10 protein-coding genes are annotated in these 13654 nt (G+C 71.9%); 1 reads left to right on the forward strand and 9 read right to left on the reverse strand.

Going from position 1 to position 13654, the window contains the following annotated elements:
* Positions 1-45: 45 nt before the first annotated feature.
* From LL946_RS07115 to LL946_RS07155, 9 genes are all read right to left on the reverse strand, one after another.
* Entirely contained in the window at positions 46-1689 is a 1644-nt protein-coding gene (locus LL946_RS07115; RefSeq protein WP_404386212.1) for a DUF58 domain-containing protein, read from the reverse strand.
* A 35-nt stretch (positions 1690-1724) separates the two neighbouring features.
* Positions 1725-2693: an AAA family ATPase gene (locus LL946_RS07120; protein ID WP_404386214.1), complete on the reverse strand. Its 969-nt coding sequence runs from the start codon at positions 2691-2693 to the stop codon at positions 1725-1727.
* Between the two features lie 408 nt (positions 2694-3101).
* Entirely contained in the window at positions 3102-5855 is a 2754-nt protein-coding gene (locus tag LL946_RS07125; protein ID WP_404386216.1) for an immune inhibitor A domain-containing protein, read from the reverse strand.
* Positions 5856-6143: 288 nt separating this feature from the next.
* Complete coding sequence (locus tag LL946_RS07130; RefSeq protein ID WP_404386218.1) at positions 6144-6836, reverse strand: hypothetical protein; 693 nt, start codon at positions 6834-6836, stop codon at positions 6144-6146.
* 4 nt (positions 6837-6840) lie between these two features.
* On the reverse strand, positions 6841-8331 hold the full coding sequence (locus LL946_RS07135) for a serine/threonine-protein kinase (protein WP_404386220.1): 1491 nt from the start codon (positions 8329-8331) through the stop codon (positions 6841-6843).
* Entirely contained in the window at positions 8328-9836 is a 1509-nt protein-coding gene (locus tag LL946_RS07140; RefSeq protein WP_404386222.1) for an FHA domain-containing protein, read from the reverse strand. Before LL946_RS07140 ends, LL946_RS07135 begins: the two co-directional genes overlap by 4 nt.
* Before the next feature lie 13 nt (positions 9837-9849).
* Positions 9850-10662: a PP2C family protein-serine/threonine phosphatase gene (locus tag LL946_RS07145; RefSeq protein WP_404386224.1), complete on the reverse strand. Its 813-nt coding sequence runs from the start codon at positions 10660-10662 to the stop codon at positions 9850-9852.
* On the reverse strand, positions 10659-11138 hold the full coding sequence (locus tag LL946_RS07150) for a hypothetical protein (protein ID WP_404386226.1): 480 nt from the start codon (positions 11136-11138) through the stop codon (positions 10659-10661). The genes LL946_RS07145 and LL946_RS07150 overlap by 4 nt, the downstream gene beginning before the upstream one ends.
* 224 nt (positions 11139-11362) lie before the next feature.
* On the reverse strand, positions 11363-12814 hold the full coding sequence (locus LL946_RS07155) for a CCA tRNA nucleotidyltransferase (protein WP_404386821.1): 1452 nt from the start codon (positions 12812-12814) through the stop codon (positions 11363-11365).
* Between the two features lie 316 nt (positions 12815-13130).
* Between LL946_RS07155 and LL946_RS07160 the strand changes: the two genes are divergently transcribed.
* On the forward strand, positions 13131-13613 hold the full coding sequence (locus LL946_RS07160; RefSeq protein ID WP_404386228.1) for an NUDIX hydrolase: 483 nt from the start codon (positions 13131-13133) through the stop codon (positions 13611-13613).
* Positions 13614-13654: the final 41 nt, after the last annotated feature.

Consider the following 13654-nt stretch of genomic DNA (forward strand, 5'->3'; position numbering starts at 1 on the left):
CGGCGCGGGTCCCACGCTCCGCGTGGAAGGAGCTTCGTGGGGTGATCATGCCAAGGCTCCGCTGAAGAGGACGCGGCGCAGGTCGGCGAGCTCGCGGACGGTGAGGATTGTCAGGCCGCCGGCGTGCCGGACGCCGACCTGCGCGTCCGGGTCGATGACGAGGGCGACCTTGATGACCTCGACCTCGAACTGGGCGAGGGCGCGCTGCACCTGGATGAACGGGCGGTGGGACCCGGTGACGAGGATGGCGACGCTCGCGTCGGGCGCGAGGGCGGCACCGTCGCCGGCCGAGCCGAAGATGTCGACCGGACCGACGGAGGCCCGGGCAAAGGTGTCGAGGGTGAGCGGCGCCGTGGCCCGGGAGATCTGCTGGTCGTGGCACACGACCGTCGTGTCCTGCTCGTCGAGGATCGAGCGGACGGCGAGCGAGGCGGCGCACGAGATGGCGAGCTCGACCGCGGCGTCCTCGCCGGTGTAGACCTCGGGCGTGGTGTCGACGACGACGGCGAGGTGGGAGCGCCGGGTGTCGAGGAACTGTCGGACGAGAAGGCGTCCGTGCTTCGCTGTCGAGCGCCAGTGGATGTAGCGACGGTCGTCGCCCGGCTGGTACTCGCGCAGCGCGTGGAAGGCGAGGTCGGACATCGAGAGGTCCGGGGTGACCTGACCCTCGAGGTCGCGCAGGAGCCCGGCGCCGAGGGGCTCGAGCGACGTCGTCATCGGGTGGACGAAGAGCTCGGTCTGCTCGGTCCACTCCATCGTGCGGCGGACGAGGCCGAGCGGGTCGCCGTGCACGGTGGTCGCCGGGCCGACCTGGATGACGCCTCGCCGCTCGGTCGGGACGACGAAGAGCTCCTCGTGGGACTTGCCCGACCCGAGCGAGGGCAACGTGAAGCGCGCCGCGGACCGGCCCACCGGGAGCTCGACGAGGAGCGGGAGCATGCCGCGCCCGGAGAGGTTGCGGACCTCGATGCGCCCGGTGGCGGGGTCGCCGACGATGACCCGGGTGGGGTCGACATCGGTGCGGATCTCGACCTTGGCGTGCCCGATCGCGAGTGCGACGCAGGCGAGGAAGAGGACGAGGCACGCGACGGCGATCATCGCCAGCTCGGTCCACTCGTAGCGGCTCGCGAGGACCCAGGCGACGAGTCCGAGAGCCAGGACGGTCCAGCCGAGCGGCGAGACCCAGCCGAGGGTGCGCGCGACCGGCCGCCACACCGGTGCCGAGCGCTCGGCCAGCGGCTTGATCCGGTCGCCGGTGAGGTCGAGCAGGCGGGCACCGGTCTGGGTGATCGCCGAGGGGATCTGCACCCGCGGCAGCGTGATCGTCGGGAGCTCGGGGCGACGCCGCGTGGACCGACCGCTCGACGTGGCGGGCCGGCGGTCGTGGCGCCGGACCGCCTGGGTGTCGTCCTCGGTCTGCCGCAGGCCCAGCAGCGAGCGCCAGCGGGAGACGCCCGTCGCGGTGGCCCCGGAGGACCGGCGCCGGCTGGGCTGGTCCTGGGCCGGGCGGACCTTGAGCGAGGAGCGGGAGACGGTCGCCTCGGCCTCGTCGGGGAGGGGTGCGGGGCTCGGGCTGCGGCCGCCGCCCGCGCGCTGCCGCGGCGCCGTGGCCGGCGCGGGCGCGGTGGCGGGCGCGGGTGGGCTCGCCGGGGTCGGCGAGGAGGGCCCGCTCAGGTCGGACCGCCTCACCGTCGCCTCGTCGGGCTCCACCGGGTCGGACATCGTCAGGCGACGCGCTCGGTCGGCGGCGCGACCTCGCCGAGGATCTGGTCGATCACCTGGTTGACCGTGATGCCGGCGAACTGGGCCTCGGCCGTCACGAGCAGACGGTGGTTGAGCACCGGCTGGGCGAGCAGCTTGATGTCGTCGGGGATGACGTGGGTGCGGCCCTGGCCGATGGCCCACGTCTTGGCGCAGCGGACGAACGCGAGGCAGCCACGCACCGACAGGCCGAGCCGGACGCTCACGTGGCGACGGGTCTCCTCGGCCAGGCGCGAGACGTAGTCGAGGATCGCGTCGTCGACGTGGACCTCGTCGGCGAGCTCGGCCATGTCGAGGATGACCTGCGAGGTGACGACGGGCTCGAGGGCCTTGGTGCGGTCGCGGGTCTTGGCGTCGCGCAGGACGCGGACCGTGGCGTCGTGGTCGGGGTAGCCGAGCGTCGTCTTCATGAGGAAGCGATCGAGCTGGGCCTCGGGGAGCCGGTAGGTGCCGGCCTGCTCGATGGGGTTCTGGGTGGCGATGACCATGAACGGCTCGCCGACCTCGTGCCGCACGCCGTCGACCGTCACCTTGGCCTCCTCCATGACCTCGAGGAGGGCGGACTGGGTCTTGGGCGAGGCGCGGTTGATCTCGTCCGCGAGGACGATGGTCGCGAAGATCGGACCCTGGTGGAACTCGAACTTCTTGCTGTTGGGGTCGTAGATCGTCACGCCGGTGACGTCACTGGGCAGCAGGTCGGGCGTGAACTGGATGCGGCTGTTGGTGCCGTGCACCGTGCTCGACAGCGCGCGGGCCAGCTGCGTCTTGCCCGTGCCGGGGAAGTCCTCGAGGAGGAGGTGCCCCTCGGAGAGCATGCACGTGAGGGCCAGCCGGATGACGTGCTCCTTGCCGAGCACGGCCTTGTCGACGTTGCTCACCATCGCCTCGAAGGTCGTGGTGAACCACGCGGCCTGGTCATGGGTGACCGTCATGGGTCAGGGGTCCTCTCGTCGCGGTGGGGGCAGACCCTCTCGCCTCAACCGGAATCCCACTGCGGTCCCCGACGATGCGCCACCCCCCATGGGTGCTCAGGCACCAGCGCTCCCCCTGACGTGTCAAGAACTCACGCGCGTGCCCGGACGGCATGTTACCGGCTGCCCGGGCCCGTCCCGTCTGGGTGTCCATACCCATCTGTGCGATCCCGAAGGTCGTTGAATCGTCGCCTTTTCCGCCGGCCCCGCTCCCCCACGACGGGGTATGCCGTGCGCCCCGTTCGACGTTACCGGCGCCACCGAGGTGTGGGCGGGGAGCCGGGCAGGGCACGGGCGAGGTGGGGGCGAACGGCGTCGGGCCCGCACCCCGGCTGGGGTGCGGGCCCGATGCCCGTGCTGCTGCCCTGACTACTCCGCGCTGGGCGGGGTGATCTTGATGAGGGCGGCCTGGTTGCCGGCGAACGCCTTGGCGACGTTCACCACGGTCCCGAAGCCCACGCCATCGTCGGCGGGGTTGCCCGACCCGAACGGGCCGAGCCCGACGTCGAGCCCGTCGTACGCCGGGAGGCGGTTGCCGGCCAGGTCGTACAGGGGCGTGGAGTACTGCGCGTTGCCCACCGACGGGACGACCGTGGAGGCGTCGCGGTCACGGAAGAACAGCGCACCGTCGGACTCGCGCAGGGCGAAGCCGGGCACCCAACCCTTGTCGTCGGTGAAGGTGCTCACCGCGCCGAGGGCCGCGACATTGGTGCAGTACTCCTTGTACGCGGCGTCACTGACACACTCCGTGAAGGGGTACGTGCTGTTCAGGCCGAACGCGGCGTTCGACGACTGTGCCCGCGAGGGCATGACGTTGAGCGTCGTCGGGTCGAAGTCGGCCGCTGCACCCGTTCGCTGGAGCGGGTTGAAGTGGCTGTCGACGATGAGCAGCCCACCCTTGGCGCCGTAGCTCGGCAGGTCCGCTTCGTTGTTCAGCACGTGGTTGGCGTTGCCGTAGGACGTGTCCCGGTACCAGACGAGCGCACCGGGAGCGTTGTACTTGATCTTGTCCACCTTCCACGCACCCTCGGCGCCGAGCTTCTGGTACGACGTGTCGTAGGCGTACTGAAGGCCCTTGTCGAAACCGTCGAAGTTGCGCCACTCGACCAGGTAGTACTGCGCGTAGTCGTGCGCACCCGGGTCGATGACCCAGCCGGCACCGGTCGTGTCGGTCCATGTCCCGACGGTCGCGGTCCAGCCGTTGTTGGTCTCGGCGTCGTCGCTCCAGACGGTGGCGGAGCCGTTGGTCAGGGCCAGGTCGTCGACGAACCAGCCCGTGTCCTCGAAGCCCGCATCGGTGGCGTAGAGCAGACGGACCTTGATGTTCTGGCCGGCATACGCAGTGAGGTTGGCGTAGTAGTGCTCCCAGCCGTCGGTCGCACCGGTGAGGCCGTACTTCTTGTTGCCGTAGTCCTTCATGCGACCGTTGGGGTCGGCGTAGCCGTCGGGAGTCGTGACCTCCTTGCCCGCCTCGTCGTACTGCTTGAGCTCGGTCCACGTGGAGCCGCCGTCGGTCGAGACCTCGAGGAAGCCGAAGTCCCAGTCCTCCTCGATGTGGGCGTTGTTCCACGTCCAGAACCGGGCGTCGGTGGCTCCGGCCGGGACGGCCAGGTCACGGGTCAAGGTGTTCTTGGCCCATGCCTGGTCGGCGCTGGAGTACCACATGTTCGTCCCGCTGTGCGGCACGGCCAGGGCCACTCGCTTGGTGGGGAGGTTGATCTTCACGCCGTCGGCCGAGCCCTTGGGGGTCCGGCTGGTCTGGCCCACCTTGACCGCCCTGGGGTCGTCACCGGGGTTGACGACGACCGGGTCGGCCCAGCCGAGAACCCACTTGTCCCAGAGGCCCATGTGCGTGGGCATCGACTGGAAGATCGGGCCCGAGTGCGAGCCGGAGCTCATGAGGTCCCAGAAGTCGACGTCGGACTCACCACCGGAGGCGGTGTCGTAGAGGTCCGGCAGGCCGAGGTCGTGGCCGTACTCGTGGGCGAACACGCCGACGCCCGAGTCCTCGGGCTGGACGATGTAGTTCGACAGCCGCAGGTCGGTCCCGGGCACGGGTGCCCCGCCGGCCACGGCCGAGGAGTGCGCCCAGATGGCGTACGGGCCCTCGGCGCCGCCGCCGCCGGACTTGTCCTCACCGGCGTGGACGAGCACGACGTGGTCGATGACGCCATCGGGCTCGAGGACGTTGCCGTCGCCGTCGCGGTCGCCCTGGTCCTCGAGGTCGTAGTCGGACCACGGGAAGCTGGGCTGCGCGTCGGACAGGGCCTTGACCGCGTCGATGGGCAGCTGGCCCGGCCCGAGCGGGTTGTCGGGGTGACCCTGCATGTCCTGGATGGCGTCGTAGACCCACACGCCCTTGTCGTCCTTGTGGCAGGTCGTGGCTCCGTAGTAGCCCTCGGAGTGCGGGACCGTGATCCACGGGGTGGCCGCACCGCTCACGGTGTAGGCGCCCTTGGACATCTCCTCGTACATGTTCTTCATCGTGTAGCCGGAGATGTCGACGCCGGGCTTGCCGTCGGGACCGGTGAGGTCGGGGCGGACCCGCTCGGTGATGCCGGTCTTCGTGTAGAGCATCGTGTTGAAGTGCTCGGAGGAGAAGTCCTCGACCCACATCGAGTTGTTGTCCTTGAGCTCGCTGTCAGCGGGGTTCGGGATGTTGTTGTGCGTCGGGCCGTTCTGGACGTTGCCCGCGACGCAGGTGTCCGAGCCGAAGCCGTCGGGCACCATGACATCGCTGAAGTCGTCCTGGGCCGACTCGTTGAACTCGACGAGGATCGTGAGGAGCTTGGCCTCCTGCGTCGTCTTGGCCTGCTTGAACCGGTTGGCCTTGATCTCCTTCGGGCTCTTGCCGGTCCTGATGGCCTCGGCCTCGAGCTTGGCGAGCTGGCGCGCCGCCACCGGGTTGCCCCTGGAGTGCTTCTTGTCGACCTGCGCGGCCTTGGCCAGCGACTGCTGCTGCACCTCGGGCTTGACCTTCGGGGCAGCCTTGCCGTTGACCTTGGCGACCTTGTCGGCGGAGAACGCGGACTCCATACGAGGCGCGACGTAGTTGATGTAGCCCTCGGACGGGGCCGTCTCGGTGCCGGCCCCTGACGAGCCGGTCGTGGGAACGGCTGCCACGGAACCCGACCCCAGGGTCAGGCCGGTTGCAGCCAAGGCAAGTGCGGGCACGGTCGCGAGGTAGCGCCACCGTCCTCGCGGAGATCTACGAGCTGTCATGTCTCTCCTCCAGGAACCGGGTGGTGAGCCCGGGTGACCATGCCCCAATTGCACGATCATTTGTGCATAGTGCACTGCAGAAACGTCTGTGGGAAGAGTCGTGCGCCGACCGGTCGCCCGAGAGGGTGCGAACCACCCGTTGTGACCATGCGTCCGCGGTCGCCGAACGGCCCGTATGCCGCCCCCGCGTCAGTCGAGCAGCGCGAGGTCCGCCTCGGTCACCATCCGCGTGGAGAGCGCGTGCTCGACGAGGCGCGCCTTGCGGTTGCTGGCGAGCTTGCCCGGGCCGCCGTGCAGGCCACGCGTCCCCGCGTCGGCGAGCTTCTGGCAGACGTTGTCGAGCTTGCGGTTGAACTTCGTCGTGGTCCAGCCGAGCCGCTCGGCCGCCTGGGCGGACGACGGGATCTGGCCCTGGCCGGCATACGTCGTCCGCAGGAAGCTCTCGCAGAGAGCGATGACGAGCAGCTTCTGGTCCGGCGTCATCGACACCCGGCCGACCGTGGTCTCGCCCGGGGAGTCCTCGGGCTCGAGCTCGGGTTCGGTGACGATCGAGGTGAAGGTCGCGTCGTCGACGGTGATGTCGAAGTCGTAGGTCGTCGGGCCGGCGGTGAACCAGACCGTGAACGCCTCGAGCGCGAGCGGGATCCGCGCCCCCGGCGACAGCCACGCCTGGAAGAGCCCCTTGCGGTCGCCGACCGTCGCCGTGAGCGTCGAGCCGACGTTGGTGAGCCACCACAGGTCGTGCTCGCGGTGCACCTGGAGGAAGACCCGGTGCAGGTAGGGGTTGTCGTCGATCTCGATGTCGGCCACCCGCCCGATCGTCAGCGGGGCGTCGAGCGGAGCGGTGAACTCCTCCCCACAGAACTCCACGGTCACGGCCATCGGCTCATCCTCCCTGAACGCACTTGACCCGCGAGTATGCCGACGTCGGGCCGGCGGCGCGCGCGACGGCCACCTGGGCACAGACGGACTGGCCCGGCTTGGCGGTCACGCGGTGCGGCATGACCCGGACGGTCGTGATGGCGGCGTCGGCGACCTGGGCCTCGCTCGGCGCGATCCGCATCCGGAAGTAGTCGCCCTTGCGGACGCCGGCGTACTGCCATGTGAAGACCGCGCCGCCCGCGATGCCCTGGCCGTCGATCAACGGGGGCTCGGGGACGTCGACGACCGGGCCGCCCGGGCCGGCCGTCACCGACGCGGTGGGCGGGTCGGTCGAGGCGTCGGTCGGCTCGTCGCCGCCGCGGAAGCCGATGGCCCACACGAGGGCACCGACGAGGGCGAGCATGAGGACGCCGACGCCGGCGAGGAGCGCACCACCGCTGATCGTGGCGGGCTGCGGCGACAGGTCCACGTCGTCGGCCGCCGGCCGGGTCGTCGACGTCGGGGTCGGCGCCATGGCCTGGGCCGAGGCCACGCGCGGCGCGCGCACGCTCGTGCGGTCGGGGTCGGTGTGCTCGGGGGCGGGCTGCCCGGTGCTGTCGGCGACGGTCGTGTGGCCCGACTCGTCGAGCACGACGATCGGGGTGCGGGCGAAGCGCTGCTCCTGCTCGATCGCCTGGAGCCCACGCGCGAGGTCGATGGCCGACTGGGGTCGGGCGTCGGGCTTCTTGGCCATGGCGTGGCCGAGGAGGCGCTCGAGGCTGAGCGGGACGTCGGCCCGCCCGGTCTGGGGCACCGGCGTCGCGCGGATCCGGGGCATGAGCGCGTAGGCCGAGTTGTCGCCTCCCGGCTGCTCGAACGGCGAGCGCCCGACGAGGAGGTGCCACAGGGTGGCGCCGAGGGAGTAGACGTCGCTGCGGGCGTCGCCGTTGCTCTGGCCGTAGAGCACCTCGGGCGGCGACCACGGGACGGAGACACCCACGTCCTCGTCGTGCTCCTCCTGGCCGACCGCCCGTCCGGCGATGCCGAAGTCGGTGAGGCCGGGTGCGCCGTACTGGCTCACGAGGACGTTCGCCGGCTTGATGTCGCGGTGGACGATGCCGGCCCGGTGGGCGGTCTCGACGGCGCTGGCCAGCTGGATGCCGGTGCGCAGCACCTCCTCGACCGTGAGCCGCTCCCGCTTGGCCCGGGTGGCCAGGTTGGGCGGCGGGTAGTACTTCATGACGAGGTAGGCACCGCCGTCGGCGAGCTGCTCGCTGCGGAAGACCTGGACGATGTAGGGGTGGTCCGCGAGCTGGGCCATGGTGTTGGCCTCCTCGACGAACTGCCTCCGGATCGCCGGGGTGAGCCCGTCGCGCTTGAGGACCTTGACCGCCACGGGCATCCGCGGCTGCTGCTGCTCGTAGAGGAAGACGTCGGCGTAGCCGCCCGAACCCAGCGGCTGCCGGTAGACCAGACCCGGGATCTCCGGCGCCGCCCCCGGTGCTGCTCGCGTCACTCGGAGACCTCGTAGGTCAGCGCGACCTCGTCGGCGAGCGTGACGACGGCACCCGGCTCGATGCCGAAGTCCTCGGTCGGGCGCAGCCGGACCGGCTCCTGGCCGGGGAGCGTGACGGTGGTGCCGTTGGTCGAGCCGAGGTCGCGCACGAGCACGTGCCAGCCCTCGAGGATGACCTCGGCGTGGTTGCGCGAGATGTCGTTGTCGCGCGACGCCAGCCGGACGAGGTGGGGCCGGCTGCTCGGCGGCAGGTCGGAGTTCACCTTGGGCGAGCGGCCGAGGAGGATCCCGCGGTCGAGCGGCACGAGCCCTCCCGTCGAGACGCGGAAGACGCCCAGCTGGGGGCGCGGCGTCTGGAACGGCTGCTGCGTCGGGATGTCGCGCCCGCACACGCGGCAGGCGCTCGCGTGCGGCGAGGAGTGGTGTCCCGCCGGGCAGATGACGGCGAGGACGATCGGGCTGTCCGCCGGCCCGTCAGCGGCAGGGTTGAGCGCGCTGCGGTCCATCGTGACGTCCGGCACCGGCAGGGCGCTGGTGGCGGGACGCTCGGCGTCGGCGTTGACTGCGGCGGCCGGATCGGGCGCGTGGCCGGGCGCCGGCGCGGGCTCGTCGCCGGATGGGGCGAAGCCGGGCGGAGGGCCCGTCAGCCCCCAGTTGTCCGGACCCGTCGGCCCGGAGGCGGCGTCCGGCTCCGGCTGGTCCGGCGGCGGAGGGGCGACGTCCGCCGCCGCCGCTGCCGACGCCCCGGGGGGTGCGGCCTGCGTGACGGGGGCCGAGGCCGCCGGTGTCCCGGCACCCCCGCCGTCGGGCAGCGTGCGCCACGGGACGCTGTCGATGAGGACCTTCTTCTCGGCCGGCGGCTTCGGCTCGGGGGTGACCCGCTCGGCCGGGGCCGACCCGGCGTACTCCTCCGACGGGGGCAGGGTGAGGTCCGCCGGCGGGACGGCCGGCGTGGCCGGCGCCAGGGCTGCCGGGGAGAGCTGCTGCGACGCCGACGCGTCGTCCACGGCCTCGGGCTCGGGCTGGGGCTCGGGCCCGTCGTGTGGCTGGGGCTCTGCCTCGGGTTCCGGCGCGGCCTCGGTCGCTGCCGCTGCGCCCGCCACCGCCGCAGCGCCCGCACCTGCCGGGCGACCGAGTCGGGTGGGCCGCTGCCAACCACCTCGGCCACCGGGCCCGGCCAGCTCGATCGCGGAGGCCGAGAGGTCGAGGTCGCGCCACGGCATACGACCGTCTGCGACGACCTCGTCACCGTCGGCGCGCACGACGGCGGCACCACGCACGAGCACGCGCGCCTGCTCGCCCGAGGTGTCGACGAGGGCGAAGTCCGGGAGGGCGCGCAGCCCGTCACGCGAGAGGGCCTCGAGCACCTCGACGAGGCCGGCCTTGAGCGGATCCCTGAGGTCCTCGGCCACAGCGGCCGAGCCCTGCACGACGAGGTGCCGGTCCCCGGCGGACAGCGCGACCCAGCCCTTGGGGGTCTGGGTCGTGACGTCGGTGCTGCTCACGGTGTGGTCGTCCTCAGGTCGGCGTCAGGGTGTGACGGGGAGCCGTGTCGGCCTCGTCGGTGTCGTCCTCGTCCGAGTCGAAGGCGACGACGACGACACTGATGTTGTCACGACCGCCCGCGTCGAGGGCGGCCTGGCACAGGGCGTCCGCGACCTGCTGCGGGTCGTCGTACTTCTGCAGCGCCACCATGATCGTGCGGTCGTCGACCTCGTTCGAGAGCCCGTCGCTGCACAGGACGAACCGCTCCCCCGGGTGCGGCGGGAAGACCCAGACGTCGGCGTTCGGCCCCGGGTCGGTGCCGAGGGAGCGCGTGATGATGTTGCGCAGGGGGTGGCGCAGCGCCTCCTCGGCGGTGATGAGGCCGGCGTCGACCATCTCGCGCACCTCCGAGTGGTCCTGGGTGACCATGCTCATCCGGTTGCCGAGGAAGCGGTAGACCCGCGAGTCACCGACGTTGAAGACGATCCAGTGGTCGGCGCCGCCCGCGTCGACGACGGTGAGCCCGGCGACGGTCGTGCCCATGCCGGTCTGCTCGGGGTGGTGCGCGGCGGACTCGAGGATCCGGTTGTTGGTGTGGCGCAGCAGGGCGACGACGTCCTCGGAGCGGACGTGGGTGCGGGTGTTGAGCTCGCCGAGGCTCTGCACGGCGATCCCGCTCGCGACCTCGCCGGCGGCGTGGCCGCCCATCCCATCGGCGATGGCGTAGACGAGCCCTTCGGCGATGAGACTGTCCTCGTTGTGGTCCCGGACCCGCCCGACGTGGGTCGCGGATCCGGAGCGGATGCGCACGTCCGGACCGGTGAGCGAGGCGTAGTGCCCGCTCACGCGCCGCCACCCATCGGGTCGACGATCACGGTCTCGAGGATGCCCTGCACGCCCTCGTAGTCCTGCTCGGAGTCCGGCCCTGCGACCCGCCCGCACAGCCGGACGAGGTGGGTGACCTCGCCGGCCTCGACCGGCGTGACGAGGTGGACGACGTAGACGGGCTCGCCGTCCTCGATCCACGACACGTTGAGCCCGGTCCACGTGCGCTCGCCGATCTCGACCTCGAACGTCGGGTCGGCCTCGCCCTCCTCGTGCTCCTGGGCGCCGGTCGCGAGGTCGTCGACGAGGTCCGCGGTGCTCGCCTCGCGAGACGTGTGGACGTATGCCGTGAGCTCCGGCGCGAGGTCGCCTCCCCTGCCGTGGGTGGCGCGGAACAGGGCGTCACCCCCGGGCTCGGCGACCCACTCGTCGGGCAGGGTCAGCTCGATGCGCGGGTATGCCGGGCTGAGAGCACTGGGATGGCCCACCGTGGGCATCGGCCACCTCCGAGGGGTTGGTGGAGAGCCCGGGTCGGGGCGCTCTGCATGGACCGAACAACCCTATCCCCGTGCTCAACCGGCCGCGATGGGGAGTTCTCCCCATCGCGCGAGCTCGTGGCAGCTGTCAGGTGGTTCAGGGCGCTGGCGTGCGGCCGGACGCGTGCTCTGGCCCGCGTCCGGCTGGACACAGGGCGGACGGCGAGTGCGGCGCCGCCCGACGGCTAGGGCGACTGCGACTCGGGCTGATCGGCCCACCAGGCGCGCAGGCGCTCGGCGGCGGTCTCCTTGCCGACCGGACCCTCGTCGAGGCGCACGGACAGGAGGTACTTGTAGGCGCGCCCCAGCACGGGGCCGGGCGTGATGCCGAGCACCTCGGCTATCTCGTTGCCGTCGAGCTCGGGCCGGACGGCGCCGAGCTCCTCCTGCTCGAGGAGCTTCTCGATCCGCCCCTCGAGCTCGTCGTAGGTGCGGGAGAGCCGCTGGGCCTTGCGGGCGTTGCGGGTCGTGCAGTCGGCCCGGGTGAGCCGGTGCAGCCGCTGCAGCAGGGGCCCGGCGTCAGTGACGTAGCGACGGACCGCCGAGTCCGTCCACTGCCCGTCGCCGTAGCCGTGGAAGCGCAGGTGCAGCTCGACGAGGCGGGACACCGCCTTGACCGTGTCCTTGTCGAAGCGCAGCGCCTTGAGCCGTTTGGCCGTCATCTTGGCGCCGACGACCTCGTGGTGGTGGAAGCTCACGCCACCCCCCGCCTCGAAGCGGCGGGTCGGCGGCTTGCCGATGTCGTGGAGCAGGGCGGCCAGCCTCAGCCAGAGGTCGGGCCCGGGCACCGACTCGGCCGGACCGTCGCTCGGTCCCTCGAGCGCGATCGCCTGGTCGAGCACGATGAGCGAGTGGACGTAGACGTCCTTGTGGCGGTGGTGCTCGTCGACCTCGAGCTGCAGCGCCGGGAGCTCGGGCAGCACGTGCGCCGCCAGTCCGGTCTCGGTGAGCAGCTCCAGCCCGGCCCGCGGGTTCCGGGCCAGGAGCAGCTTGACGAGCTCGTCCCGGACCCGCTCGGCCGAGACGATCTCGAGGGTGGCGGCCATCTCGCGCATGGCCGTCGACACCTCGGGCGCGGGGGCGAGGCCCAGCTGCGCGACGAAGCGCACGGCGCGCATCATCCGCAGCGGGTCGTCCCCGAAGCTCACATCGGGCGTCGAGGGGGTGCGCAGGAGTCCGGCCCCGAGGTCGGCCAGGCCGCCGTGCGGGTCGACGAACTCGAGGGAGGGCAGCCGCAGCGCCATCGCGTTGACGGTGAAGTCGCGGCGGACGAGGTCGTCCTCGAGGGACTCACCGAACGCGACGACGGGCTTGCGGGTCACGCCGTCGTAGGCGTCGGCACGGTAGGTCGTCACCTCGACCGTGGTCTCGGTGCCGGCCTCCCTCCGGACGGCTCCGATGGTCCCGAACTCGCGCCCCATGTCCCACGTCGCCGACCCCCAAGCCCGCAGGATGGCCTCGGTCTGCTCGGGCGACGCGCTCGTCGTGAAGTCGAGGTCCGGCGGCGTCCTGCCCAGGAAGGCGTCACGCACCGGGCCTCCCACGAGCGCGAGCTCGTGACCCGCCGCGGTGAAACGCGACCCGAGGTCGGTGAGCAGCGGCAGCACCGGCGCGAGGCGCGCGACGGCCTGCTTCATCAGCGCGGCGGGAGGCGGGGTGGACGACACGGAAGACAAGACTAGGTGCCCTGCCGGGCCACCCCGTTCACGCGTTCTCGTGCCCCCGCGTCCCACGTGCCGCCCGGAGAAGGGGGCGGCGAGCGTGGCGCGGGCCTCGACCGTGACCCGAGCACCGAGCCGATCGGCCCGCGAGTGGCGGCGTCGACCAGGCGCCCGTCCATGTCGAAGGGTCCGCGCCGAGCCTGCGGACGAGCGCCCCGGCGGCATGGGCCCTGACCCTCCTCCAGCCCCTCGGCCCGGGTCGTGCCGATGCCGACGTGGTTAGAGTGACCAGATGAGTCATGCCGCAGCCGAGCCACCCCGGGTCACCCGGCGGCTGCCTGCGGTCGAGGAGCGTTCGGCCGGCGGAGTCGTCGTCGACGTGCACGACGGACAGGCCCGGATCGCCGTCATCGCGCGGCGCAACCGGGCCGGCCGGGTCGAGTGGTGCCTGCCCAAGGGACACATCGAGGGGGCCGAGACCCTCCCGCAGACCGCCGCCCGCGAGGTCGCGGAGGAGACCGGCATACAGGGCACCGTCCTCATCGAGCTGGGCACCATCGACTACTGGTTCGCCGTCGGTGAGCGGCGGATCCACAAGTACGTCCACCACTACCTCCTCGAGGCGGTCGGTGGTGACCTCACGATCGAGAACGACCCCGACCACGAGGCCATCGACGTCGCCTGGTTCCCGCTGCGCGACGCGCACCGCCACCTGACCTTCCCGAACGAGCGCCGCATCGCCCGGCTGGCCTGGCAGCGGCTCGCCGGAGACTGAGCCCGGCTTCCACTCCGGGCCCACCTAGGATGGGCGCCACA

The organism is Knoellia locipacati, assembly GCF_044791685.1.
Lineage (GTDB): Bacteria > Actinomycetota > Actinomycetes > Actinomycetales > Dermatophilaceae > Knoellia > Knoellia locipacati_A.

Coding starts and splice junctions, on each gene's coding strand:
- LL946_RS07120 (WP_404386214.1), bottom strand. CDS start 2,693: ATGACGGTCACCCATGACCAGGCCGCGTGGTTCACCACGACCTTCGAG.
- LL946_RS07130 (WP_404386218.1), bottom strand. CDS start 6,836: ATGGCCGTGACCGTGGAGTTCTGTGGGGAGGAGTTCACCGCTCCGCTC.
- LL946_RS07150 (WP_404386226.1), bottom strand. CDS start 11,138: ATGCCCACGGTGGGCCATCCCAGTGCTCTCAGCCCGGCATACCCGCGC.
- LL946_RS07155 (WP_404386821.1), bottom strand. CDS start 12,814: ATGAAGCAGGCCGTCGCGCGCCTCGCGCCGGTGCTGCCGCTGCTCACC.
- LL946_RS07160 (WP_404386228.1), top strand. CDS start 13,131: ATGAGTCATGCCGCAGCCGAGCCACCCCGGGTCACCCGGCGGCTGCCT.